This window comes from Pseudomonas sp. SJZ080, from assembly GCF_007828295.1.
GTDB lineage: Bacteria > Pseudomonadota > Gammaproteobacteria > Pseudomonadales > Pseudomonadaceae > Aquipseudomonas > Aquipseudomonas migulae_A.
Genome location: NZ_VIUK01000002.1, coordinates 476,029 through 501,179 on the forward strand (window position 1 = coordinate 476,029; position 25,151 = coordinate 501,179).

Annotated in this window: 27 protein-coding genes; 10 read left to right on the forward strand and 17 right to left on the reverse strand. The window is 60.2% G+C overall.

The window, feature by feature from the left end; genetic code table 11:
- Positions 1–106: 106 nt before the first annotated feature.
- Positions 107–397 (forward strand): hypothetical protein, encoded by a 291-nt coding sequence (locus FBY04_RS04600; protein WP_084321493.1) that lies wholly within the window; start codon positions 107–109, stop codon positions 395–397.
- 51 nt (positions 398–448) lie between these two features.
- On the opposite strand, the gene FBY04_RS04605 is transcribed toward FBY04_RS04600, so the two are convergent.
- Both FBY04_RS04605 and FBY04_RS04610 read right to left on the reverse strand, forming a co-directional pair.
- Positions 449–721 (reverse strand): hypothetical protein, encoded by a 273-nt coding sequence (locus tag FBY04_RS04605; RefSeq protein ID WP_145314653.1) that lies wholly within the window; start codon positions 719–721, stop codon positions 449–451.
- A 28-nt stretch (positions 722–749) separates the two neighbouring features.
- The gene (locus FBY04_RS04610; protein ID WP_145314654.1) at positions 750–1,145 is read right to left on the reverse strand and encodes a hypothetical protein; all 396 of its coding nucleotides are present in this window, start codon (positions 1,143–1,145) and stop codon (positions 750–752) included.
- A gap of 182 nt (positions 1,146–1,327) precedes the next feature.
- Here FBY04_RS04610 and FBY04_RS32615 point away from each other — a divergent pair, with 182 nt between their 5' ends.
- Together FBY04_RS32615 and FBY04_RS04620 are read left to right on the forward strand one after the other, a co-directional pair.
- On the forward strand, positions 1,328–1,555 hold the full coding sequence (locus FBY04_RS32615; RefSeq protein ID WP_307641305.1) for a DUF6555 family protein: 228 nt from the start codon (positions 1,328–1,330) through the stop codon (positions 1,553–1,555).
- Positions 1,556–1,936: 381 nt separating this feature from the next.
- Positions 1,937–2,239 (forward strand): hypothetical protein, encoded by a 303-nt coding sequence (locus tag FBY04_RS04620; protein ID WP_145314655.1) that lies wholly within the window; start codon positions 1,937–1,939, stop codon positions 2,237–2,239.
- Between the two features lie 59 nt (positions 2,240–2,298).
- Here FBY04_RS04620 and FBY04_RS04625 read toward each other — a convergent pair whose 3' ends face one another.
- Both FBY04_RS04625 and FBY04_RS04630 read right to left on the reverse strand, forming a co-directional pair.
- Complete coding sequence (locus FBY04_RS04625) at positions 2,299–2,496, reverse strand: YbdD/YjiX family protein (protein WP_007900300.1); 198 nt, start codon at positions 2,494–2,496, stop codon at positions 2,299–2,301.
- Positions 2,497–2,510: 14 nt separating this feature from the next.
- Positions 2,511–4,568 (reverse strand): carbon starvation CstA family protein, encoded by a 2,058-nt coding sequence (locus FBY04_RS04630; protein ID WP_084321503.1) that lies wholly within the window; start codon positions 4,566–4,568, stop codon positions 2,511–2,513.
- Positions 4,569–4,928: 360 nt separating this feature from the next.
- Here FBY04_RS04630 and FBY04_RS04635 point away from each other — a divergent pair, with 360 nt between their 5' ends.
- The 3 genes from FBY04_RS04635 (at position 4,929) to FBY04_RS04645 (ending at position 7,426) form a co-directional block, all read left to right on the forward strand.
- On the forward strand, positions 4,929–6,290 hold the full coding sequence (locus FBY04_RS04635; RefSeq protein WP_084321505.1) for a cache domain-containing protein: 1,362 nt from the start codon (positions 4,929–4,931) through the stop codon (positions 6,288–6,290).
- Positions 6,291–6,316: 26 nt separating this feature from the next.
- Positions 6,317–6,949 carry a response regulator transcription factor gene (locus FBY04_RS04640; protein WP_017339266.1) on the forward strand — a complete coding sequence of 211 codons (633 nt, stop codon included), beginning with the start codon at positions 6,317–6,319 and terminating at the stop codon, positions 6,947–6,949.
- 168 nt (positions 6,950–7,117) lie between these two features.
- Positions 7,118–7,426, forward strand: a complete 309-nt coding sequence (locus FBY04_RS04645; protein ID WP_084321507.1) for a hypothetical protein — start codon at positions 7,118–7,120, stop codon at positions 7,424–7,426.
- Here the strand turns inward: FBY04_RS04645 and FBY04_RS04650 are convergent.
- Together FBY04_RS04650 and FBY04_RS04655 are read right to left on the reverse strand one after the other, a co-directional pair.
- Positions 7,410–8,684 (reverse strand): glucarate dehydratase family protein, encoded by a 1,275-nt coding sequence (locus FBY04_RS04650; RefSeq protein WP_145314656.1) that lies wholly within the window; start codon positions 8,682–8,684, stop codon positions 7,410–7,412. The genes FBY04_RS04645 and FBY04_RS04650 overlap by 17 nt on opposite strands.
- Positions 8,681–10,078 (reverse strand): MFS transporter, encoded by a 1,398-nt coding sequence (locus FBY04_RS04655; protein WP_145314657.1) that lies wholly within the window; start codon positions 10,076–10,078, stop codon positions 8,681–8,683. The genes FBY04_RS04650 and FBY04_RS04655 overlap by 4 nt, the downstream gene beginning before the upstream one ends.
- 106 nt (positions 10,079–10,184) lie before the next feature.
- Here FBY04_RS04655 and FBY04_RS04660 point away from each other — a divergent pair, with 106 nt between their 5' ends.
- Positions 10,185–11,087 (forward strand): LysR substrate-binding domain-containing protein, encoded by a 903-nt coding sequence (locus tag FBY04_RS04660; RefSeq protein ID WP_145314658.1) that lies wholly within the window; start codon positions 10,185–10,187, stop codon positions 11,085–11,087.
- A 376-nt stretch (positions 11,088–11,463) separates the two neighbouring features.
- Positions 11,464–12,324, forward strand: a complete 861-nt coding sequence (locus FBY04_RS04665; protein ID WP_084321515.1) for a CAP domain-containing protein — start codon at positions 11,464–11,466, stop codon at positions 12,322–12,324.
- Positions 12,325–12,354: 30 nt separating this feature from the next.
- Here the strand turns inward: FBY04_RS04665 and FBY04_RS04670 are convergent, their stop codons facing one another.
- From FBY04_RS04670 to FBY04_RS04720, 10 genes are all read right to left on the reverse strand, one after another.
- Positions 12,355–12,987, reverse strand: a complete 633-nt coding sequence (locus FBY04_RS04670) for a glutaminyl-peptide cyclotransferase (RefSeq protein ID WP_145314659.1) — start codon at positions 12,985–12,987, stop codon at positions 12,355–12,357.
- A gap of 35 nt (positions 12,988–13,022) precedes the next feature.
- Complete coding sequence (locus FBY04_RS04675) at positions 13,023–14,243, reverse strand: helix-turn-helix domain-containing protein (protein ID WP_145314660.1); 1,221 nt, start codon at positions 14,241–14,243, stop codon at positions 13,023–13,025.
- 586 nt (positions 14,244–14,829) lie between these two features.
- Positions 14,830–15,312 carry a GNAT family N-acetyltransferase gene (locus FBY04_RS04680; protein WP_145314661.1) on the reverse strand — a complete coding sequence of 161 codons (483 nt, stop codon included), beginning with the start codon at positions 15,310–15,312 and terminating at the stop codon, positions 14,830–14,832.
- Positions 15,313–15,459: 147 nt separating this feature from the next.
- Complete coding sequence (locus tag FBY04_RS04685; RefSeq protein ID WP_145314662.1) at positions 15,460–15,660, reverse strand: YbdD/YjiX family protein; 201 nt, start codon at positions 15,658–15,660, stop codon at positions 15,460–15,462.
- 102 nt (positions 15,661–15,762) lie between these two features.
- Positions 15,763–17,007 carry a dihydrolipoyllysine-residue acetyltransferase gene (locus FBY04_RS04690; RefSeq protein WP_145314663.1) on the reverse strand — a complete coding sequence of 415 codons (1,245 nt, stop codon included), beginning with the start codon at positions 17,005–17,007 and terminating at the stop codon, positions 15,763–15,765.
- A gap of 40 nt (positions 17,008–17,047) precedes the next feature.
- Positions 17,048–19,747 carry an alpha-ketoglutarate dehydrogenase gene (gene mdeB / locus FBY04_RS04695; protein WP_145314664.1) on the reverse strand — a complete coding sequence of 900 codons (2,700 nt, stop codon included), beginning with the start codon at positions 19,745–19,747 and terminating at the stop codon, positions 17,048–17,050.
- Complete coding sequence (locus FBY04_RS04700) at positions 19,744–20,034, reverse strand: hypothetical protein (RefSeq protein ID WP_178118255.1); 291 nt, start codon at positions 20,032–20,034, stop codon at positions 19,744–19,746. The genes mdeB and FBY04_RS04700 overlap by 4 nt, the downstream gene beginning before the upstream one ends.
- A gap of 35 nt (positions 20,035–20,069) precedes the next feature.
- Complete coding sequence (locus FBY04_RS04705; RefSeq protein WP_084321529.1) at positions 20,070–20,534, reverse strand: transketolase; 465 nt, start codon at positions 20,532–20,534, stop codon at positions 20,070–20,072.
- A gap of 197 nt (positions 20,535–20,731) precedes the next feature.
- Complete coding sequence (locus tag FBY04_RS04715; RefSeq protein ID WP_145314665.1) at positions 20,732–21,748, reverse strand: 1-aminocyclopropane-1-carboxylate deaminase; 1,017 nt, start codon at positions 21,746–21,748, stop codon at positions 20,732–20,734.
- Positions 21,729–21,917, reverse strand: coding sequence for a hypothetical protein (locus FBY04_RS04720; RefSeq protein ID WP_145314666.1), 189 nt, complete (start codon positions 21,915–21,917; stop codon positions 21,729–21,731). The genes FBY04_RS04715 and FBY04_RS04720 overlap by 20 nt, the downstream gene beginning before the upstream one ends.
- Positions 21,918–21,949: 32 nt before the next feature.
- Between FBY04_RS04720 and FBY04_RS04725 the strand changes: the two genes are divergently transcribed.
- Positions 21,950–22,459: an Lrp/AsnC family transcriptional regulator gene (locus FBY04_RS04725; RefSeq protein WP_145314667.1), complete on the forward strand. Its 510-nt coding sequence runs from the start codon at positions 21,950–21,952 to the stop codon at positions 22,457–22,459.
- Positions 22,460–22,462: 3 nt separating this feature from the next.
- Here FBY04_RS04725 and FBY04_RS04730 read toward each other — a convergent pair whose 3' ends face one another.
- Positions 22,463–23,899, reverse strand: a complete 1,437-nt coding sequence (locus tag FBY04_RS04730) for an HD domain-containing phosphohydrolase (RefSeq protein WP_145314668.1) — start codon at positions 23,897–23,899, stop codon at positions 22,463–22,465.
- 109 nt (positions 23,900–24,008) lie between these two features.
- Here FBY04_RS04730 and FBY04_RS04735 point away from each other — a divergent pair, with 109 nt between their 5' ends.
- Positions 24,009–24,839, forward strand: coding sequence for an alpha/beta fold hydrolase (locus tag FBY04_RS04735; protein WP_145314669.1), 831 nt, complete (start codon positions 24,009–24,011; stop codon positions 24,837–24,839).
- Positions 24,840–25,151: the final 312 nt, after the last annotated feature.

Below are 25,151 nucleotides of genomic sequence, written 5' to 3' on the forward strand. Positions count from 1 at the left end.
GCGTTTGACTAAGCTGAATAGATCAGGACGAACTGAAATCCAAGTGATAGCGGCCACCCGCGAATCCGGACGGGTATCAAGACGGTAACTCGCAAAGGAGATGACCATGTACGCGGTCATAAGAACCTACTCGGGTCGTGACGCAAAAAAACTTTTCGATTTTCTCGAAGAGCAAAAGGCCGACGTCGAGGCTGCCCTGCGCAAAGTGCCTGGCCTCGCCAGCTACACACTGCTGCCTCTCGGTGATGGCGGTATATCGATAACGGTTTGCACGGACAAGGCCGGCACCGATGAGAGCATGAAAGTCGCACGCGAATGGATTGAGAAAAACGCCTCGCACATCCATGCGTTCCCACCGGTCATCACGGAAGGTCCGGTCATTGTGCAGATCAATTAGCGCGCCCTGATGCCCCCTCACGACATTATCGCTGTCACAACGATTGGAGGTTCACGCCCCCCCCTTTTCATCGACAGTGTTCATCCCGGTATCAATCCGGAACAAACGCCCCAATCGCGCCCGCGCCGTTGGAATGATTTCCTCCAACAGCTCCAGCGGCACATCCTGCATGAACAGGGTGACTTCGAACTTGAGTGTTTGATCATTTCGAAACACTTCAAACACCATATCCCCTCCTCGCCAGCACTCAATGCCGAGTCCGTCATGCCCTGGCGTTACGCTCGATGCGATCTCAAACCGGTATTCCATGCCATCAATCAGCAAGCGCTCGTCTCCTTTGCCTGTCAATCAACTATTGGGGAGTCAGTGTGTAGTGATAGTGCACCGCTCCGGTATCCGGATGCACCAGCCAGTAATCGTCATTGTCCTTCTTCAGTCGATAGCATTCTTTCTTGATTTTGGCGCCCGTGAAACAAATCACGCCGTCCTTGGTTGTCCAGTGTTCTGTCTCTGGAGGATTGCCCTGCAGCGCAAAAATTTCGGTGCCGTCTGCATTGAAGCTCAATGAATAGGGCAATCCGGTCTTGCCGATATTGTTCAGTTTGTGGCCGATCAGCGTGCTGCGGATCTGAGCATCATCAAGTGCCACAGCTATTGGGGTGACAGGCTTGATGACGCGTTGTGGCGTAGAGGCGCAACCGCTCAGGGCAATGGCGATGACCACGCAGTACAACGTCTTCCGGTTCATGTTGCACCTCAGGATTATGCGGGATTCGGGTGCAGATGAAGCTTAGGCTGTTACGACGGGAACGCTTTTCCAGGATAAAAAAAACCTCCGCGCGATGCAGAGTCAGAAAGACGCCCGAAAAATAAAAGGGAACTGGCACTAAGCCACTAATGTCGGAGCCGCATCACCTGGAGAATTGGCTGATGCGCTCTCGGCATTTTGAAATCACTTACTGTTTGAATGGCTCGCGTCGAAAGTTTGTCCAGCCGGACACTCACATGACCGATGAAGATGCGTGGTACTACGCGTGTCTGCACGCAGGCGTGGGCCTTTTGTACGGGGAAGACAACGTCCAGGACAATCACGCGAAGTTGCTCGACCATGCTGAAAAATCCGATTTGGCCGATGTCAAATGGGAGGAGTTGCCGTAAACCGCGATTGAGTGCCCTTCCCTGCACGGGCAAAGATTTAAACCTCCCGCTACGCTCAACACAACGCATCTTCCTCTCCATGAAAAGAGGTCGACCTTCCTATGCCGTTATATCCGAGATTATCCGCCCGGGTCCTAGGCGGACTCCTTCTTGCTGCATCGCTTGCAAGCAACGCTCTGGCCGATGGCAAAACCTGCGAGTGCGAGTTCAGCAGCCGGGACTATCAAGCCTACGGCACGAGTGGCGCCTGTGGCGTATTCATGTACGCAAAGGCCAGTATCTGCGAGATCTCCTTCGCCGGTATCGGCGCCAATCCAGATGTGCTGACCAATCCGACGCTGGGCGCGTTCTTTACTTCTCGCCAGCACAGAGGTGAAGGTCATGAATTTCACATGCCTCGAAGAGTTATCGGACCTTGACCGGACGGGTTTGATGGTGGCGATGATCGGCGCCGCGATCTTGCTGCTTGTGGGCCTTGGCTTGTCCTTTCGCCTGAAACTCTGGCAAGCGCTCACGGAAATCATCTATGACAAAGTCCACTTGAAGTTGCCGCCTCCCCTGCTTCGAATGAGCCCGGGCGAACCATTATCGAACGTAAACCCTGAGAGTCGCTGCGTACAAAACAAATGTGGGAGCGGGCTTGCTCGCGAAGAGGTCGTGTCAGTCGACATTAATGTTGAATGACACACCGCTTTCGCGAGCAAGCCCGCTCCCACAGGGATTGCATCAAGCCGGCTGTTGTATTAACAGCACTTCGGCCCGGCCTTGCTGCCATAACGAGCTTCCTGGCGCTCCCGGAAGAACACCTCGTAACTCATCACCGGTTTGTCCGGGTGTTTGGTCTGCATGTGCTCGACGTAAGTGTCGTAGTCGGGCATGCCGACCATCAGGCGCGCGGCCTGACCGAGGTATTTGCCTAGGCGACTCAGGTCATTGAACATGCTGCGCTCCTCGATCAAGCATCCGGCAAGGCCTGGAATGGCGCTTCTTTATCCGTGCGTTCCTTGGTTCCCCAGGCGGCGATACCGACCTTGAGCGCGAAGAACAGGATGCTGAAGACCACCAGCAGGAACAGCGCCGTCAACGTCGCGTTGGTGTAAGCGTTGTAGATTACGTGCTGCATCTGCTCGATGCTCTTGGCCGGTGCGAGTACCTGACCGTTGGCCAGGGCATCGCTGTACTTCTTGGCCAGCGCGAGGAAACCGATGGCCGGGTTGGCGTCGAACAGCTTGATGAAGCCGGCGGTGGTGGTGCAAATCAGCAACCAGACTGCAGGCAGCATGGTCACCCAGACGTAGCGTTGACGCTTCATTTTGATCAGCACAACCGTCGCCAACATCAGCGCGATACCGGCCAGCATCTGGTTGGAGATGCCGAACAGCGGCCACAAGGTGTTGATGCCACCCAGCGGATCGATCACGCCTTGGTAGAGCAAGTAACCCCACATCGCCACACAACCGGCGGTGGCGATCAGGTTGGCGGTCCAGGATTCGGTGCGTTTCAGCGCCGGCACGAAGGAGCCGAGCAAGTCCTGGAGCATGAAGCGTCCGGCACGGGTGCCGGCGTCTACCGCGGTCAGGATGAACAGCGCCTCGAACAGGATCGCGAAGTGGTACCAGAACGCCATGGTGTTTTCACCCGGCAGGACGTGGTGCAGGATCTGCGCGATACCGACCGCCAGGGTCGGCGCACCGCCGGCACGGGCCAGGATGGTGGTTTCACCGATGTCCCTGGCCACCGCTTCCAGCGCTTCCGGAGTAATCAGGAAACCCCAACTGCTGACGGTTTGAGCAACCGAAACTGCATCAGCGCCGACAATGGCTGCTGGGCTGTTCATGGCGAAATACACGCCTGGCTCGATCACTGAAGCGGCAACCATCGCCATGATGGCCACGAAGGATTCCATCAGCATGCCGCCGTAACCGATGTAGCGGGCATGGCCTTCACTCGCCAGCAACTTCGGCGTGGTGCCGGAAGCAATCAGCGCATGGAAACCGGAAACCGCGCCACAGGCGATGGTAATGAACAGGAACGGGAACAGACCGCCCTTCCACACCGGGCCGGTGCCGTCGATGAATTGGGTCAATGCCGGCATTTTCAGATCAGGCATGGTGATCAGGATGCCGATCGCCAACGCAATGATGGTGCCGATTTTCAGGAACGTGGAGAGGTAATCACGCGGTGCCAGGATCAGCCATACCGGCAGTACCGCAGCCACGAAACCGTAGCCGATCAACATCCAGGTGATCTGGATGCCCGTGAAGGTGAAGGCCTTGGCCCAGACCGGATCGGCGGCAATCTGCCCGCCCAGCCAGATCGAACCGAGCAGCAGCAATACACCGATCACGGAGATTTCGCCGATGCGGCCCGGACGGATGTAGCGCATGTAGATGCCCATGAACATCGCGATCGGGATGGTCGCCATCACCGTGAAAATGCCCCATGGGCTTTCGGCCAGGGCTTTGACCACGATCAGCGCCAGCACCGCGAGGATGATGATCATGATCAGGAAGCAGCCAAACAGCGCGATGGTACCGGGGATGCGGCCCATTTCTTCACGGACCATGTCACCGAGTGAACGGCCGTTGCGGCGGGTGGACATGAACAGGACCATGAAGTCCTGAACCGCACCGGCCAGCACCACGCCGGCAATCAGCCACAGCGTGCCGGGCAGATAACCCATCTGCGCCGCCAGAACCGGACCGACCAGCGGGCCCGCGCCAGCGATGGCCGCGAAGTGGTGACCGAACAGCACGTGTTTGTTGGTGGGGACGTAGTCCAGACCATCGTTATTGAGTACAGCGGGCGTGGCTCGATTGGGGTCGAGTTGCATCACCTTGTTGGCGATGAACAGGCTGTAGTAGCGATAAGCGACGAGGTAGATAGCGACGGCTGCGACTACGATCCAGAGGGCGTTGATCGCTTCGCCGCGGCGCAGGGCCACGACACTCAGCGCAAACGCTCCCAGAACAGCCACGGCAAACCAGGCAAGGTGTTTAGCCAGACGGGGCATAGCGTGTCTCCTGCCGACAGCCAGTGACTGCGGCGGTAATTTTTATAATTGTGTCCGCTGTGCGGAGCTGGCCCAATATCCGCGCATGCCGTCCACAAATAAATCCGCGTTACTACGTACGCGACCTCTACGTAGTTCTACGTAGAGGCGCGCAATCTGTAGGAGCCGGCTTGCTGGCGATCCAGGCGATCCAGGCGATGCGGTGTATCAGTTACGCCGCCATCGCCAGCAAGCCGGCTCCTACAATTCGGTGTCGCACGGATAACCACAGGTCATTCCGTCCAGCAGCGCTACTGGACGCGCGTATCTTTGGCATATGATGCCGGCCTTCGCCTTCCCCCGGTCCGGACAGGAGCCCAGATGCAGCTCAAACACAAAATCGTCGCGCTCGGGATTCTGCCGCTGGTGCTGGCGATCGCTGTCATCTGTGCACTGGTGATTTCCCTGAACCGCCAGCTGGGTGATCAACAGGCGCAGCTGATCGAAGACAGCATCCTGGCCAGCAAGCGCGCCGAACTGAAAAACTACGTGGAAATGGCCCAGAGCCTGATCGCGCCGCTATACGACAATGGCCAAGGTGACGCGCGCGCCCAGCAGCAAGTGCTGGAAGAACTGCGCAAACTCAGCTTTGGCATCAATGGCTACTTCTTCGTGTACGACCGCGAGGGCCGCAGCCTGATGCACGCGCGGCAATCGGAGCTGGTGGGCCAGTATTTGTGGGACATGAAAGACCCGCACGGCCTGCCGGTGATCCAGGCCTTGCTCCAGAGTGCGCAATCGGGCGAAGGTTTTCAGCGCTACGCCTGGAACAAACCCTCCTCCGGCCAAGTGACCGACAAACTCGCCTACGTGGTGATGCTGGATCGCTGGGGCTGGATGCTCGGCACCGGCATTTACCTTGAAGACGTTGAACGCGCCACTCAGCAGGCCCGTGACGAAGTGGCGATGGGCATCCGCAAAACCATGCTGGCGATTGCCGCCGTCGCCCTTGTGGCCGTGCTGTTCGTGTTTGCCAGCGGCATGACGCTGAATGTCAGCGAACACCGTCTGGCCGACAAGAAACTCCAACGCCTGACCCAACGCATCGTCAGTCTGCAGGAGGAAGAGCGCTCGCGGGTTTCCCGAGAGCTGCACGACGGGATCAGTCAGGTACTGGTCTCGATCAAGTTCCAGTTCGAACTGGCCAGCCATGTCCTGGAGAACGGACAGGACAAAGGCTTGAGCATTTTGAGAGAGGCCACCGAGCGGCTGGGGGAAGCGATTGGCGAAGTTCGCAGCCTCTCCCACGACCTGCGCTCATCCTTGCTCGACACCCTGGGGCTGTCGGCGGCCATCGGCCAACTTGCCGAGGAGTTCGAGCAGCGCAGCGGCCTCACGGTGACTTACAACGACAACGAATTCGACTGCCATCTGGTCGAAGGCGCGGCGGTCTCGCTGTTCCGCATCGTGCAGGAAGGCCTGACCAATATTGAACGCCATGCCCAGGCGAAAAACGTTTCCATTACCCTGCACGGGTCTGAAGAATCCATACGGCTGACGGTGGTCGATGACGGTGTCGGCTTCAACGTCGCCCAGGTCGAACGTCGTCACGCCGGCATTGGCCTGCGCAATATCCGTGAGCGTGTCGAGCATTTCGGGGGTCGATTCGACCTGATTTCGATGCCGGGAAGAAGTGAACTGGACGTGCTGCTGCCGATGAAAATGCCCGGCGCAAAACGCTGACCTGACAATAAGAGTGAATGCCCGTGATAAACCTGCCCTCCCCGATCCGCGTCGCCCTGGTCGACGATCACTCTTTGGTCCGAGACGGGATCAAGGCGCTGCTGTCCGTCATGGCCCCGCTGGAAGTGGTCGGCGAAGCGGAAAATGGTGCGGACGCCATCGAGATGGTCGGTCGCTGCCAGCCAGACCTGTTGCTGGTGGATATCAGCCTCAAGGACATGAACGGCCTGGAGTTGACCCGGTTGCTGCGCAGCCAGTACCCGTCGCTCAAAGTGCTGGTGCTCAGCATGTATGACAATTACGAATACGTGAGTGAGTCCGTGCGCTCGGGTGCCAGCGGGTATGTGCTGAAGAACGCGCCGTCACGGGAAATCATTGCAGCCATCGAAGCCATTGCCAGCGGCGGAACGTTCTACAGCGCCGAAATCGCCCAGCGGCTGATCGCCGATAAAAGTACCGACAACGAGCTGACACCCCGTGAAAGCCAGGTGTTGTACAAAATGGCCCAAGGGATGAACAACAAGGAAATGGCCCGCGACCTGGACATCAGCGTGCGCACCGTAGAAACCCATCGCCTGAGCATTCGCCGCAAACTCAACATCGACAAACCGGCGGCGCTGGTCAAATACGCGATCGATCACGGGATCATTTCCCCATAAACCGTCTGAACGCCTGCTCCCTTGTAGGAGCCGGCTTGCTGGCGATAGCGGTGGGTCAGCCAACCTGTTTTTTGACTGATCCGACGCTATCGCCAGCAAGCCGGCTCCTACAAGGTTTATGTCGTCCCGGACTCCTCATACATCCCGACCTGCCCACCGGAGAACCCCGTGCCACCGCTGATCGCCCGCGAGATTTACCAGGTATTGCGCGATGCCTCGCTGGAGGTTCGTCCGCTGCGACTAGTGGGCGAACAATCCGAGTCCGGCGTGGTGCACGTCGACATCGAGGGCTGGCGCCTGACCCTCGATCTCGATGGCACCCACCTTCGCCACTGCCAGCATTGCCAGTGCCCGGATGGCCGCGAGGGGACCTTCGACAGCTGGCAACGTTATGGCACCGACCCGGTGAGTTTGCTCAGCACCTGGGAACTGGCGCAAATAGAACGTTTGCTGACCGAACTCAAAACCGCGGCTTGACTGCCTTCCAGTCCGGTTTGTAGCGCTGCATCTGTTTCACGTCATCGCGCTGGCGTATGCCGCAGGACAGGTATTGATCGTGCAGCTTGCCCAACTGATCCTGATCCAGTTCGAGTCCCAGCCCGGGTGCGCGGGTGATTTTCACGCAGCCATCGACGATCGGCAGCTTGCCGCCCTTGATCACTTCTTCATCCGGTTCCTGCCACGGGTAATGGGTGTCGCAGGCGTAATCCAGATTGGGCACCGCCGCCGCCACATGCGCCATCGCCATCAGGCTGATGCCCAGGTGCGAGTTGGAATGCATCGACACGCCAAGACCAAAGGTGTCGCACATTTTCGCCAGCGCCTGAGTGTCGCGCAGGCCTCCCCAGTAATGGTGGTCGGCGAGGACGATCTGCACGCTGTTCAACGCCACGCTGCGACGAAGCTCATCGAAATCGGTGACCACCATGTTGGTCGCCAGCGGCAGCGCGGTGCGTTTGTGCAGCTCGGCCATGCCGTCGAGGCCCGGCGTCGGGTCTTCGTAATACTGCAAGTCATCGCCAAGCAATTCAGCCATGCGGATCGAGGTTTCCAGTGACCAGTTGCCATTCGGGTCGATGCGCAGCGGGTAACCGGGGAAGGCTTTTTTCAGGGCCTTGATGCACGACACTTCGTGCTCAGGCGGCAACGTGCCAGACTTGAGCTTGATGCTTTTGAAGCCATAAGCCTCGATCATCCGCCGCGCCTGGGCGACGATCTGTTCTTCGTTCAACGCCTCACCCCAGTTGTCTGGCTTGTAGGGTGAATCGACATGTTGCGCGTACTTGAAAAACAGGTAGGCACTGAACGGAATCTCATCGCGGATCGCCCCGCCCAGCAAGTCCACCAACGGCACGTTCAACGAATGCGCCTGCAAATCCAGGAACGCCACTTCGAACGCCGAATACGCGTTGCTCACCGCTTTGCTGGCGTGTGAGCCCGGAGCCAGTTCGGCACCGGCAATGCTCGCGGGCTTGTTCGCCGCCACCGTGGCCTGGACGATGCGGCGCAGCTGATTGAGGTTGAACGGGTCGAGGCCGATCAGTTGCGATTGCAGTTGTTGCTGGATCAACAGCGCTGGCGCGTCGCCGTAACTTTCACCCAGACCGATGTAGCCATTGTCGCTCTCGATTTCGATGATCGAGCGCAGCGCGAAAGGCTCGTGAATCCCGCTGGCATTGAGCAGCGGCGGATCACGGAAAGCGATGGGGGTGACGGTGACTCGTTTGATTTTCAAGAGGTTGCTCCCTTTGGATCAGGTTTCAAAGCGGGGTGACTTAAAGAGGTGGACGCTGATACGGTGTCGACCGGCTTGCCCTTCAATACGCTGTGGGCATTGCCCCGCGGGGCGGTGCGGGCAAAGAAGATCACCACCGCCGCCACCAGCGAAGTGGCCGCCAGACCGTAGAGGCCGCCTTCGATGGAACCGGTTTTTTGCTCGAGGAAACCGAACGCCGTCGGCGCCACGAAACCGCCAAGGTTGCCGATGGAGTTGATCAAGGCGATCACTGCCGCGGCGATGCGTGCGTCCAGATAGCCTTGGGGAATCGGCCAGAACAACGCCGAGGCGGCCTTGAAACCGATCGCCGCAAAACAGATGGCGACGAAGGCGAAAACCGGCCCGCCGGTGGTGGACATGAACATGCCGAACGCGGCAATCACCAGCGTCAAGGCAACCCAGGCCTGCTGGTGCTTCCATTTGCTGGCCATGGCGGCGAAGCCATACATCGCGATGATGGAAATGATCCACGGAATCGAGTTGAACAGGCCCACCTGGAAGTCGCCGAGGTTGCCCATTTTCTTGATCATGCTCGGCAGCCAGAACGTGGCGCCGTAGATGGTCAGGGCGATGGAAAAGTAGATGAAGCAGAACAGTGCGATCTGTTTGTCGGCGAGCAATTTGAACATCGACGGCTTGACCGTCTGCGTGGCTTCGCGGGCCTGCTGTTCGAAGGCGATGGCGCCCACCAGCGCGTCCTTTTCTTCCGTGCTCAGCCAGTTCGCCTGGCGTGGATGGGACTGCAGCCAGAACCAAACGAAACCACACAGCACGATCGAGGCAAAGCCTTCGATCAGGAACATCCACTGCCAGCCGTGCAGGCTGAAACCGCTGACGTTCAGCAATGCACCGGAAACCGGCCCGGAAATCACCGAGGCAATGGCCGAGCCGCTGAGGAAGATCGCCATGGCCTTGCCGCGTTCGGTCGACGGCAGCCATTGGGTGAAGTAGTAAATGATGCCGGGGAAGAAACCCGCCTCGGCCGCGCCGAGTATGAAACGCAGCACATAGAAGCTGGTTTCACCGCGCACGAACGCCATGGCCATGGCCGCCGCGCCCCAGGTGAACATGATGCGCGTCAGCCAGGCGCGGGCACCGTAGCGCTGCAGCAGCAGGTTGGAGGGGACTTCGAAGATTGCGTAACCGATGAAGAACAGCCCGGCGCCGAGGCCGTAAGCGGCGGCGCCGATGCCCAGGTCAGTTTCCAAGTGGCTGCGCACGAAGCCGATATTGACGCGATCGATGTAGTTGACGATGAACATCACCACGAACAGCGGCAGCACATGGCGCTTGACCTTGGCCGCTGCGCGGGCGAGCACAGTCGGGTCCGGCGGACTCTGGAGGGTATTCAAGGGGCGACTCCCGTTCATTGTTTTTTTAGGGACGGGCCGATCATGGACGCGGACATTGATCCCGTCTAATCTAACTTGGCATTCGATTGATACCTGGATTAGATCAATGTTCGAACTGACCCAACTGCGCTGCTTCACCACGGTGGCAACCGAACTGAACTTCCGTCGCGCCGCCGAACGGTTGAACATGACGCAACCGCCGCTCAGCCGGCAGATTCAACTGTTGGAACACCACTTGGGCGTGGAGCTGTTCACCCGCACCACCCGCAGCGTCGCCCTGACCGCTGCCGGCCGCGCTTTCTTTATCGAAGCGCAGAACCTGCTGGAGCGCGCCCAGCAAGCCGCCGCCACCGCCCGCCGCTTTGCCGAAGGCGATATCGGCTCGGTGAACATCAGTTTCGTCGGCAGCGCGGTGTACGAGTTCCTGCCCAAGGTGATTGCCGAAGCCCGGCTCAAACAGCCACACGTGAAAATCGACCTGTCGGAAATGAACACCTACCAGCAACACGAAGCCCTGCGCGCCCGCCGTATCGATCTGGGCATCGTCCGTGCGCCGTTGCTGGAGCCGGGTTACGCCACCGAATGCCTGGTGCGCGAGCCGTTTGTCCTCGCCGTGCCCAGCAATCACCGGCTGGCCAACGCTGAAAACGTGTCGGTCAATGACCTCGATGCACAACCGTTTCTAATGTACTCCCACGCCGCTTACCCGCCATTCAACGAACTGCTGACCGGTATGCTGCGCTCGGCCCGCGTCGCCCCGGAATACGTGCAATGGCTCGGCTCGTCGCTGACGATTCTGGCGTTGGTCAACGCCGGCATGGGGTTGGCGCTGGTGCCGCGTTGCGCGACCAGTGTGGTGTTCAAGAATGTGGTGTTTCGCGACATCGACCTGGGCGAAGGTGCGCAGAGCGAGTTACATCTGATCTGGCGGGAGAACAACGACAACCCGGCGTTTGCGATGTTGCTGGAGGGCATTCGCACAGCGGTGCGGGAGGGTTGGGGGGGGTGAATCTAGCTTCAAAGGTGGCGGTGTATGTGAAGCCGCCTTCGCGGGCAAGCCTTGCTCCTACGGAACATGAACATGCCTGTTTTTTCGGACAACATCGGAGTGTAGGAGCCGGCTTGCTGGCGAAGGCGGTCTCGAAGACACCATCGCCAGCAAGCCGGCTCCTACAGGTTTAGCGGTGTTTTTTCGCCAGCGGTGATTCATGTGGGCCGTCGCACCGCCCTCTCCTTCCCGCTGCCGCCGCAGTACGTCTGTCGGACGCAATGCTGTCGCCGGTAAATATGCCCTCCTGCGCCGTGAACCTTGTTTCAGCTCCTCAGTCTTACAGCGGCGCCAATTCCTCCCCAAACCGTTGTCATCTCTTCAGAGCTGTCTCTCCATGCGCCAAACCGCCCACGCCTTGCGCTTGACTTCGCTGTGCCTGTTTACCCTGCTTGCTGTTATCACCCGCCCCGCCCACGCCGGCGCGGAACGGCAACTGGTGGAAGCCATCAACGATTACCGTGCCCACCCCGAGCATTGCGAGCGACGTCCCGCCCAACGGTTGTCGCCGCTCACGCTGAAATCCAACCTGGCCCTGCCGATCGGCTACGGCGGCGGTTTGCGCGACCGATTGAAAGCGTCCGGTTACCAAGCCGTCAGCGTGCGTACCCTGCGCGTGGTCGGCGCACAAGATGCCGATGAGGCGTTCGATCTGCTGCAAAGCGACTACTGCACGGCATTGCTGGATAGCCAATACGCCGATATCGGCGTCAGCCGCAGCCGTAGCGAATGGCAAGTGGTGCTGGCGCGACCGGTGCTGGACAGCCAAATGGACGACACGCGAGCCGTCAGCCGGGCCTTGCTCGCCCAGGTCAACGCTGCACGGGCGAAACCGCGCCTTTGCGGGCGTCAGCGCTTCGCCGCTGCCCGACCACTGGCCTGGAATGCCAGCCTCGGGGCAGCCGCGCAGGGCCACAGCAAGGCCATGGCTTACGGAAATTACTTCGCCCATCGCGATCCCGACGGTGATACGCCCGCCGACCGTGCAAGAGCTGCCGGATTCCGTGGTCGCCAGATCGGCGAAAACATCGCCGCGGGCCAAGGCTCACCGAGCAAGGCAATGGCAGGCTGGCTCGCCAGCCCCGGACATTGCGCCAACCTGATGAGCCCGCTGTTCACTCAAGTAGGGTTCGCCTACGCGACGGACTCGCGCAGTGACGAAGGGGTTTACTGGACGATGTTGTTTGGAGCGCCTTGAGGCCGGTCGCGCAGTGAATATCATGCGGTGTCACGCAGGCCGTCGCACCGCCCTCACCTTTCCACTGCCACCACCGCCGCAGAAGAACTGATCGCCGCCGTCGGATTCCAGCCCCGACACGCCGACACCGGCTGGCATCCTGACGCTGTGCAGCACTTCCCCAGTTTTGGCGTCCACGCGACGCAGTTCGCTTTCATCCCCTTCCCAGGTCCCATGCCACAACTGCCCGTCCACCCAGGTCACGCCGGTGACGAAGCGGTTCGACTCAATCGTACGCAGAATCGCACCGGTCTCTGGGTCGATCTGGTGGATTTTCCGGTCGCGATAGCGGCCGACCCACAACGTGCCTTCGGCCCAGGTCAGCCCGGAATCATTGCCGCCGCCCGGGGCCGGAATGGTGTTGAGTACCTTGCCGGTCTGCGGATCGATTTTCTGAATGCGGTCGGCGGCGATCTGGAACAGATGCCGGCCGTCGAAGGCCGTGCCCGCGTCGGCGGTGACATCGATTGAACGCAAGGTCTTGCCGCTTTGCGGGTCGAGGGCGATGAGCTTTTCACCACTGGCAAACCAGACGCGCTCGCCGTCCCAAGTCACGCCATGCACGCTGTCGACACCGCTGAACGGGCCATATTCACGGAGGATTTCTGCGGTTGAATGTTTCATGTCAGTTTCCTTTTCCGGGGTTCGTGGCGTTGATCCTAATCACTTGGCAGAGGCGCCGGGAGTAACAAGGTCGTCGCGAAACCCGGCACCGGCGGCGTCATCCAGCGCCGCGCCCGTCCATGCCCGAATGACTGCACCTTGCCGGCCGCCGCCAGTGTGTCGAGCGAGCGTTGCACCGTGCGCTGACTGGTGCCAAGGGCCAAGGCCAGCGCTGAACTCGACCAGGATTCGCCATCGGCGAGGAAGGCAAACAGCGCCGCAAACTTCTCTTCAACCGGTTGAGCCAGCACCACGACATCGGATGAAACCAGCGCCACCAACGCAAACCCGTGTTGGGTGGCGATGATACCGGCCAAGGGTTTCAGCGCCGCGCGCAGGCGCCCGACTTCGACGCGCAGCCGTGCCCGGTGGGACTCGTCCGAGAGCTTCAGGCGGAACGCCCGACGGATCAGTACTTCCCTCGGCACGTCGCCCGGCCAGGCTTCGGCCAACGCGCGCGCGAGGGTAAACAACACGGGACGTTTGGCGAGCGACACCGACATGCCGGCGCCGCGCACGACATACCGGCACGCGTCGATTACCAGCGAGGTCGAACCGAGCAAGGCTTCGACTTCTTCCAGCAGTAAAGGTCGCTCTTCACCGTGGACGATCAGCCGTGCTGCCGGGGTGTCGAGAACGAGAAATGCGTTTTCGACTTCCGCCGTCAGCGCCGGAATACCGGCTTCACGCGCAGCATGCTCGGCCCTCGTCAGGGCATGCCGAGCCATTTTCGATTGCAGCCGCCGGATGGCAATCCCGGCCACCACCAATTCATGGGCGGCGCGCAAAGCAGGCGGCAACGGTGCAGGATCCAGCGTGGCCAGCAGAACATCCGCCTCGTCGAGCCGGCCGATCAGCAACAATCGCCGAATCTGCAGACAGCGCGCATGAGCCGCGTTGACCCGGTCACTGTGCGCCTCAAGCGTGATCCGCGCCGCCTCAAGGGCTTTCACCGGCCAGCCCAGGTCTCGCGAAGCCAGGGCAATCTCGGCCTCGGCCACGACGCACCGCGCCCGCGCCAACGCCTCCTTTGGCCCGAATGCACGCGCCGCACTTTTTACCAGCGCCTTCGCCCGAACCAGATCGCCGAGCTGCGCCATCGCAATGCCGCGCAAGGCGAGCGCTGGCGCGTCATCGCGCAACGCGATCCGGTCCAGCGCACCCAGCGGATCACCCGCCGCCAGTGCCCGTGCAGCCGCGGTGATCAACGAGTCCATTTGAATAGCGCCACGCTGGTTGCTCCCACCGTTCAATGTGGGACTCAGTCTAGTTCACGACCGGAGTGGGTCGAAAAGTTGCGGTGCTTGGGCAGACGTTATCGCCAGCAAGCCGGCTCCTACAGGTTTTGTGTGATGCGGGAGTCTGATGCACGACACCGATTTCGTAGGCGCCGGCTTACTGGCGATGAGGCCTCCCTATACACCGAAACTGCCAGCCCTCAGTTCGGGTCGAGCAAGCCACCGCTCCAGTTGCGCGGGTGACCCAGGCGATACCGTTTTCAACCCGGCTGAGCAGTGACGATTGGGAAGTCATGAAAGGTCCTCGTCGTTCTTGTTGTTGGACAGGAGGTACGAACTGTTGCCGATACTAAACAAGTGCTCGGTAACACGGCAAGGAAGCCGTTATAAGTTGTTAACTACTTGATTTAAATAGAGATTTTCAATAAACGAGGAGAGTATCCGGGAAAAACTGTTACATCTTCGAACAACAACTTTCGGAGAGCGGCTGAAGGGGAATCTCCATCCGCTCGATGTTGCGCACCCGCGGGGCAAGCTTTGTCCAAGGGATTGAAATGTCCGAGAGTCAGGCCTGGGTCATTAATCGCATGTTCACAAGCGCGACCCGACGACCGTCCGGCGATAACCGTTCTTCAATCTCAAACGGCACAAACCCGAGTTGCGGATACAGCAACAGCCTCGCCGTGTTTTCGTTGAAGCACGAAATCTGCACTTCACTTGCCCGGTGACGGTCAATCGCCAGCCCTACCATCGTCTCCACCAGAAATTTCGCCACACCTTTTCCCCGGGTCTTGGGGGACACGATCACGTTGCCGATCGTGCACACACCTTCGCGCTCGAACTTGTAAAAGTTTGCAAAACCAATCACGGAGCCGTTCTCTTCAACCACCGTTGAGTCAGAACGCTGGGCAATCGATGCAAGCAGCTGGGTGTCCGTCAGCGGGTACTGCGCCTTCGGAAACATGAAAAAGAGTTCCTCAGGGGTTTGCGGGAAGTTGCAGATCGCCTGAACATCTTCAGCGCGTACGGGACGGTGGGTGAGTGTCATGATTCGGCTCCATCCAAATGTCGGTGTGACAGACTACTGATTGCAGGCCCCTGATAAAAGCGGACGGCCTGCTGATCCTGAAAACGCAAAAAGCCCCGCCCTCTCGAAGAGGACGGGGCTTTTCGTTGCCCGTCGATCAACCGGCGTTCAGCAGCACCGCGTCGTGCAGCTGCGTTTGCCGTAGCGCGCTTCCTGACGTTCGCGAAAGAACGCCGAATAGCTCATGACCGGCTCGCCGGGATGATTCAGCGCCATCTGCGCGACGTAGTTGTCGTAATCCGGAACGCCCACCATCAGGCGCGTGCTTTGGCTGAGGAGCCTGGCGGCATGCTGCAGTTTGCGGAACATGGCAAAAGCCTCTTTATGGTTTTGGACAGTCCCATGAAACCGCGCTCATGTATCTGGAATGTGTCCGCGTGACGGGAATTTGTATGATCAAGTAGCCGCCCGTCACAGCACCAGCCGCCGGTAATCCGCCAGGACACTGCCCAGATAGGCGTTGAAACGCCCGGCAGTGGCGCCATCGATCACACGATGATCCCAACTCAGGCTCAACGGCAGAATGTTACGCGTGACCACCTGCCCGCCTTCCAGCGCAAGCCGCTCCCGGCTTTTGCCCACCCCCAGAATGGCGACCTCGGGGGCATTGATGATCGGCGTGAAATACGTCCCGCCAATGCCGCCCAACGACGAAATCGAAAAACAGCCGCCACTCATCTCGGCAACGCTCAACTTGCCCTCGCGTGCCTTTTCAGCGAGCGCCGACATTTCCCGGGCAATCGCCAGCACACCTTTCTGATCGACGTCCTTGATGACGGGTACGACCAGCCCTTGCGGCGTATCGGCGGCAAAACCGATGTGGCAGTAACGCTTCAATACCAGCTCGTCGCCGTTGAGACTGGCGTTGAACTCCGGGAATTTTTTCAAGGCGGCCGCACAGGCTTTCATCAACAAGGCCAGCAACGTCAGCTTGACCCCGCTCTGCGCTTTTTCCTTGTTCACCTGCACGCGGAACTGTTCGAGCTGCGTGATATCCGCATCGTCATGATTGGTCACGTGGGGAATCATGACCCAGTTGCGATGCAGGTTGGCCCCGCTGATTTTCCGGATGCGCGACAGTGCCCGGGTTTCCACCGGCCCGTATTTGGCAAAATCAACCACCGGCCAGGGCAGCACGCCGCCCAACGGTTGGGCACCCGCTTCGGATACTTTCAGTGCGCCTTTCACATGGGCCAACACGTCTTCTTTGGTGATGCGACAGCGCAGCCCCGTCCCCTGAATGGCCTTGAGCGACACACCGAGTTCTCGAGAAAACTTGCGAACCGAGGGTGATGCCAGCGGCATATCGGTGGGTGGCTCACGCACTTCGATGAGCGCCGGTGCCGACGCCAGCTGCCGAGGTTCCGCGAGCGTTGCAACGGGCTCGATCATGGGTGCAGGCGCAGGCGAGCGCCCTTCACTCTCGATCAAGGCGATCGGCGATCCTTCGCTGACCTTGTCGTCCAGCCCGACCGTCAACGATTGCAATACACCCGTCGTGGGCGACGGAATTTCCATGGCCGCCTTGTCGGTTTCGACAATGATCAAGGTCTGCCCTTCGAGCACCGCATCGCCCGCCTTGACCCGTATTTCGATGACACCGACATCCCTGGCATCGCCGATGTCGGGCATTCGCACTTCATGCACATTCTTCATAAGCGTTTCCTGAACATTCGACTCGACCTGAAGCACGGCTTCAAGCTTCCCAAGGCGCGACGGCGTCAACCTCAATGGCGTACCGCGCAATCGCTTCGGCACACACACGGGCGTCGAGGCGCCCTTCCTGAACCAGTGACGTCAGGGCACTCAGGACGATCTGATGGCGATCCACTTCAAAGAACGCGCGCAGCCTGCCGCGGGTATCGCTGCGGCCGAAACCGTCGGTGCCGAGCACGCTGTAGCGAGCCCCCAGATAACTGGCGATCAACTGGGGCAATGCGCGGACGTAATCGGTACAGGCAATGATCGGCGCCGTGTCGTTGAGTGACTCCTGTACGTGGCTGCGTCGCGCCGGGTGTCCGGGATGCAGGCGATTCCAGCGCTCCACCTCGCGGGCATCGCGGGCCAGTTCGGTGAAGCTGGTCACGCTCCACACCTCGCTGTCGATGTTCCAGTCGCTGGCCAGCAACTCGGCCGCCGCGATCACTTCAAGCAGGATCGCGCCGGAACCCAACAACTGGACACTGCCACGTGCATCCTCGACTTCATGCCGGGCGAACAGATACATGCCCTTGATAATCGCCTGCTCGACACCGTCGGGAAGGTTGGGCTGCGGGTAATTTTCGTTCATCAGCGTGACGTAATAGAACTCGTCGACCTGACGCTCCAGCATCTGGCGCATGCCGTGATCGAGGATCACCGCGAACTCTCCGGCGAACGCCGGATCGTAGGCACGGCAGTTGGGCACCATCGCCGCCATCATGTGACTGTTGCCGTCCTGGTGCTGCAGACCTTCGCCACCCAGCGTGGTGCGACCCGCCGTGGCGCCGAGCAGGAACCCGCGCGCCCGCTGGTCAGCCGCCGCCCAGATCAGGTCGCCGATGCGCTGGAAGCCGAACATCGAGTAGTAGATGTAGAACGGCAGCATGGGCAGGCCATGCACCGAATAGCTGGTCGCCGCCGCTACCCAGGAACTGATCGCCCCGGCCTCGCTGATGCCTTCTTCGAGAATCTGGCCATCCAGGGCTTCCCGATAACTCAGGATCGAACCGATGTCCTCCGGTTCATAACGCTGGCCCACGCTGGAATAGATACCGATCTGCTTGAACAGGCTGGCCATGCCGAACGTGCGCGCCTCATCCGCCACGATCGGCACGATGCGCGGCCCCAGTTGCTTGTCTCGCAGCAAACCGCTGAGCATCCGCACGAATGCCATGGTGGTGGACATTTCCTTGCCTTCAGCGGCAATGGCAAACCCGGCGTAGCTATTGATGTCGGGCACCGCCAACGCCGCCGACGTGGTGGGCCGCGACGGCATATACCCGCCCAAGGCCCGGCGACGCTCATGCAGGTAGCGCATTTCGGCACTGTCGTCGGCGGGTTTGAAGAAGCTCAGCGAGGTGGCCTGCTCATCGGTCAACGGCAAATTGAAACGGTTGCGGAAGGCGATCAAGGCGTCCTTGTCGAGTTTCTTCTGCTGGTGCACGGTCATCTTGCCTTGCCCGGCGTCGCCCATGCCGAAGCCTTTCTTGGTCTGCGCCAGAATCACCGTGGGCTTTCTGCTCTCGCGCATTGCACTGTGGTAGGCGGCAAAAATCTTCACCACGTCGTGGCCACCGCGTTTGAGGCGGTCAATCTGTTCGTCGGTCAGGCCTTGGGCGAGATGAGTCAAGGCTTCGTTCTGGCCAAAGAACTGATCGCGGTTGAAGCGCCCGTCTTTTGCGGCAAAGGTCTGGAACTGGCCGTCGACCGTAGCGGACAAGGCCTTGACCAGCGCGCCGTCATGATCCCGGGCAAACAGGCCGTCCCAGTCGGAACCCCAGACCAGTTTGATGACGTTCCAGCCGGCACCACCAAACAATGCTTCCAGTTCGTCGATGATGCGACCGTTACCCCGCACCGGACCGTCCAGCCGCTGAAGGTTGCAGTTGACCACCCACACCAGGTTATCCAGCCCTTCACGCGCCGCCAGCGTGAGGGCGGACATGCTTTCCGGCTCATCCATTTCACCGTCGCCAAACACGCCCCAGACGGTGCGCCCGGCGGTGTCTTGCAAGCCGCGGTGCTCCAGGTATCGCATGAAGCGCGCCTGATAGATCGAACTGATTGGACCGATGCCCATCGAGCCGGTCGGGAACTGCCAGAAGTCCGGCATCAACCATGGGTGCGGATAACTCGACAGCCCCCGGGCCCCCTGGGCGCGCGCGCCTATTTCTTGCCGATAATGCTGCAGGTCCTTTTCCTCGAGGCGACCTTCCAGAAAAGCTCGTGCATAGACGCCCGGCGCCGAGTGCGGCTGGTAGAACACCAGGTCTCCCCCGCAGGTGTCGGTGCGCGCCTTGAAGAAGTGATTGAAGCCCACCTCGAACAGATCGGCAGCGCTGGCATAACTGGCGATGTGGCCACCGAGTTCCCCATAAGCCTGGTTGGCCCGGGCCACCATGACCAGCGCATTCCAGCGCATGATCGAGGCCAGGCGTTCTTCCATCGCCAGATCACCCGGAAACACCGGCTGCCGCTCGACGCTGATGGTGTTGATGTAGGGCGTGCCGTGGCGCGGCCGCCAGTTCATCTCGCAGGTGCTGGCCAGTGTCACCAGCATGTCCATGATCTGCGCGGCTTGCCCGGCGCCGCCATGGGCGATGACCGATAGCAAGGCATCCCGCCACTCAGCGATTTCCTGTGCATCTTCAGCGGTCTGGCCCGGCAATTGGGCATGAATATCGGACGGGTTCATGGGCAACTCCTGCAGGTGTCGGGAAACACTTCAAGGCGGCGCGAATGACTTGCTCGGGCGAGGCTTTTAACCTGATCGACCGCCTCGAGGATGGAACGCTCGGCCGAGGCGACATTCGCGGTCTCGACATGGATCAGCGCAACATTTTCAAAACAGCTGAAACCCTGATGGATCAACTCAATATGATCGCTATCCAGTCCGGACGCGATGACAACGATGCGCGTACCACTTGAAGGCTCGCGCATCCATTTCAGGGCTTTGTTACGACAGTCGGCAGTTTGGCTCATAGGCTTTGCCTTTCTTGTTTGGGGTGGTTGATTCGCTAAATGACGCAGCGCTCCTGCAACACGCTTTTCGCCAGACTGCGGGTTGCCGATAAAACGTCTTCCACCTGTCGATCCATCGCCGCGCTGGAGGACGCTATCTCTCCCAGTTCGACGACGCGCAACGGGTGACCACAGACAGATCCCAGCCAGGTCAGGCCAGGGGCCGCGCCGACTTCGACATCCAGTAAAAAGCTGCCTTTGGAAACGTAGCGCAGCAATTGGCTGGCATCACAGACGTCGACTCGTGTCGATTGCTCGGGGTTGAACCCGACCCGCAGCCAGTCGAGCATCAACGCTCTGGATTGCAGGACGGCCAGATATGCCACCTGGTCCCAGTCGTCGATTGCCACGTGTAGCTTGTCGATCATGTATTTGGGCAAGGCTGCGCTGGTGACGATGACCACCCCGGCATCCGCGGAGGGTTCCTTGATCCAGACTGCGGATTGCGATGTCGCGTGCATGGCGTTACTCCCGGCGGTTGAACGGTCCGATTCGGCCTCGGTAGGAACGAACCTGTGTGGCGAGGGGACTTGCCCCCGTTCGGCTGCGAAGCAGTCGTAAAACATTGCATGCGGTGTAACTGATAGGCCGCGGCTGCAGGATTGGGGCCGCTTCGCGACCCAACGGGGGCGAGCCCCCTCGCCACTGAGGATCACCGTCAGCCGTTACGGAACAGGAAGCTGTAGGCATTCAGCGCCGGCGCCCCGCCCAAGTGTGCGTAAAGCACTTTCGAACCTTCGGGGAATTCGCCACGGCGAACCATCTCGATCATCCCGTGCATGGATTTCCCCTCATACACCGGATCAGTCAGCACGCCTTCAAGGCTCCCGCACAGGCGAATGGCTTCCAGCGTGCCTTCGTTCGGCAAACCGTATTCCGGATAGGCGAAGCGCGTGTCGAGCACCACATCCTCGTCGGTGATTTCGCGACCCAGTTCCACCAGTTCAGCAGTGTGACGGGCAATACGCAGAATCTGTGCCCTAGTCTTTTCCGGTTTGGCCGAGGCATCGATGCCGATGACGTTCTTCGAACGGCCGTCAGCGGCGAACCCGACGACCATGCCCGCCTGGGTACTGCCGGTCACGGAGCACACGACGATGTAGTCAAACTTGAAGCCCAGTTCTTTTTCCTGCTGCCGGACCTCTTCGGCAAAACCGACGAAGCCGAGACCGCCATAAGGATGCTCGGAACAACCTGCCGGAATCGGGAACGGCTTGCCGCCCCGCTCCACCACGTCGCTCATGGCCTTCTCCCAGCTGGGACGAATGCCGATGTCGAACCCGGCGGCGTCCAGTCGTACGTCTGCGCCCATGATGCGCGACATCTCGATATTGCCGACCCGGTCATACACGGCGTCGGAGTAGTTCACCCAGTTTTCCTGGACCAGCACACACTTCATGCCCAGGTGGGCGGCGACGGCAGCAACCTGACGGGTCTGGTTCGACTGGATCCCGCCGATCGACACCAGGGTGTCGCAACCCTGTTCGAGTGCCTCGGGAATCAGGTATTCGAGCTTGCGCGTCTTGTTGCCGCCGAAGGCCAGGCCGCTGTTGCAGTCTTCACGCTTGGCATACATCTCGACCTTGCCGCCCAGGTGTTCGCTGAGGCGTTTCAAGGGAGTAATGGGAGAAGGACCGAAGGTCAGCGGATAACGTTTAAAACGATTCAGGTTCATGACTCTGCTCCTTGTTTATTGGATATCCAAGCGCCAGACCGAAAGGCAAAAAAGGCTGCGTTCCAGGTGCTTTCAGAGGGTCTTCGATGAGTTCAATATTAAGAACAAAGGCAAAAATATGTGTTGCAAGTTTCAATTCATTAAAGAAACATAAATCATCGATTACCACTTAAAACATCTTTTTATTGTGTATAAATCACTATGAGCGCAACAAATAACCACAAGAAACCCGGCGCTTCAGGTGCAGAGCCGCACCCGCTGGACCGGACCGACCGCGCCATTCTCAAGACCCTGCAGCGAGACGCCTCCATCTCCAATGTGGCGCTCGCCGAGAAGGTGAAACTGAGCGCACCGGCCTGCCTGCGGCGCGTCGAACGCCTCAAGCAGGCGGGCCTGATCAAGGGCATTGTCGCGTTGCTGGACAATGAAGCGCTGGAGGCGGGGATGGTGGTGTTGATCGGCGTGGTGCTGGACCGCTCGACACCGGAATCCTTCGCCGCCTTCGAGGCTGCGGCGCAAAAGGTGTCCGGCTGCATGGAATGCCATGTGGTGACGGGGGAATTCGACTACTTCATGTTGATACGAACCAAGGACAGCAACAGCTTCAACCGCCTGCACGCGGAGCAGTTGCTTTACCTGCCGGGGGTTCGGCAGATCCGTTCGTTCATGGGGTTGCGCCAGGTGTTGTCGACCACACACATCCCCATTTGAGAGTCATATCAATCCGAGCGTCAGCGCCTTCAGTGTCGCTGCCGCACGGGTCGTGCACTGCAATTTGCGGAACACGCTCTCGACATGGGTGCGCACCGTGCTCGGGCTGATGCCGAGCTGGCGTGCCACCTCCTTGTTGCTGCCGCCCATGCTGATGCGCTGCAGGATTTGCGTCTCGCGGTCGCTCAGCGGGCTGGTGTTTCCCCTGGGCGCGACGGCGCTCTCGCCGCGAGCCGCCGCGATGACCGCCTGACAGGCCTGAGGGTCGAAACGCCCCAGCGCGGCTTCGTCGAGCAAGAGGCGCTCGGCGTCACTGTCGCTGAGGGCTGCACGCCACGGCCGGTTGCAACGCAATGCCTGCCAGACCAGCGTGGCTGCCAGCAAACGCTGCTCGGCGGGCAAGGCATCGCCCTCAAGTCCACGGAAGTAGCCACTGCCATCCAGTCGTTCATAGGCATTCGACGCCAGCCGCCCCGGCGCCGACAGTTCAGGAATCTGGCCGCAGGTGCGCGACGTCCAGTAAGGCACCAGCCGTACCTGTTCGAGATCACCGTCGAGCAATACGCCCGTCGTGTTCCAGATTCGGTTGGGCACCGCCGCCCGGCCGATGCCATGAATCAGCGCCGCTTTCGCGGCCTGGTCGACCGACTGCTCCGGCAAGCCCCACAACCTCGCAGCTTCCCGGACAAGTTCGGCCGACCGGCGTGAGTAGCCCGCCAGCCAAGGCAGCTTGAGGTCGATCACATCCCCGACCAGCGTAAGCGCAACCTGCCTCTCGTTTCGATGCGGTTGCGGAGGAACGTCTTGCGGCACGCGCAACGATTCCAGCCAGTCTTTGGCATTGTGCGCAAGTTCTGCGGCCAGCGATGCCGGATAGCGACGGTCGCCCTTGGTCGCAATCCATTCCAGCGCTGCCTCCAATCCGTGAACCCGGGAGAGGATTTCCAGATCACCGGCCAGCAGTACCTGATAGACCACCTCCGGCACCTCGGGATGGCGCAAGCCAAAGGGTTTGCCTTCACCGTCGAACTGTTCGAATACGTGTCGCAGCCCGTGTTCGACCGGCGCGCTCAGGCCGAGCGTGTGCGCGATATCGCCCGACACCTCGCAATGCACCACGGCCAGCGGCGTCGATTTGCGCATCGCGCGCAGGCCTGCCGCGCCCAGTGTCTGGCTGAGCATGGCGTTGCGGCCCTCGACGTCATCGCCCAGCAAACGAGTGAAACCCTCGGCATTGGCCGTACACCCCGACCAGCGCAGCAAGGCCACTTGCCGTGCGACCTCGGTGTGTTCACCGGCACCGTGGCAGGACTGCGCGAGCAACTGCACCAGGCGAGCCGTACGGCGTGACTGGTCGAAGGGTTGGCCCATGCTCAGGTCCCCGACCATGGACAACGCCAGGATCGCACTCTCCAGCTCGATACCGTCACTCTCGCGCATGACTCTCCCCTTTCTTCACTTGTTTTTGGTCTGCCTCGGATAAACGACCGATACCGGACCGCCCCCGTATTCCTGAAACTGCGTCACACCAACCACAGGAGTTCCAACCATGTTCAAACCCAAGGCTATCGCCCTCGCACTCGCCATGACCACTTCACTGTTCGCCGTCGGCAGCCAGGCCGCCGCCCCTCAACCGTCGGTGGTGATCGTACACGGCGCTTTCGCTGACGGCTCCGACTGGGGCAAGGTTGTCCCGCTGCTGCAGGCCGAAGGTATCAAGGTTACCGTGGTGCAAAACCCGCTGACTTCCCTGGCCGATGACGTAGCGGCTACGCAGCGCGTGTTGAACAATCAGGACAACAGCGTCGTGCTGGTCGGACACTCCTGGGGCGGTACAGTAATCAGTCAGGCCGGCACTGACCAGAAAGTCCGCGCCCTGGTGTACGTCGCCGCGTTTGCCCCGGATGCGGGCCAGGCCACTAAGGATCTGGGTAAAGACTACCCGGCACCGTCCGGCGTGAAAGACATCGCCGCGGATAAAAACGGTTTTCTCTACATGACCCCACAAGGCATGGCCACCGGTTTCGCACAGGATCTTCCCGCCGTACAGACCGCCGTCATGTCCGCCACACAGGGACCGATTCGCGCCTCGGCATTCGACGACAAAACCAGCGCCGCTGCCTGGAAGGGCAAACCGACCTGGTACGTCGTTGCTCGTGAAGACCGCATGATCCAACCCGATCTGCAGCGTGCGTTTGCCAAGAAGTTGAAAGCGCAGGTCACCGAAGTCGAGGCCAGCCATGTGCCGCAGCAGTCGCGTCCGGCGGACGTGGCCAAGGTCATTATCCAGGCGGTTCACAAGACTCAGGAGCAGACTGCGCAAGTGGCGGATGCAACCCAACAGCCCCGCGGACCGCAAAACAGCAAGAACGGGGTTTGAGCAGGCCACTTTGATGCTGCAATAAAAAAGCCCCGCTTATTGTGGGGCTTTTTGTATGGGTAGATCGGGTTGGGGTTGGGGTTGGGGGCATAACCGTTTTTGTGGTAACGGCTGCTATTGGTTCCGCTCTTACAGCGGGTCACTTGGAAAAGCCCCAAGTAACCAAAGGCTTTTGCCCCTTTCGTTCGGTGGCTCGCTAAGGCTCGCCATGCCCTCGTTCCGGTCCTGCTCCGTGGGCCCGCCGCCATCGGCCATCCATGGCCGGGGGCGGCTAACCCGGCATCCATGCCGGGTTGCCCACTGCGCAGAACC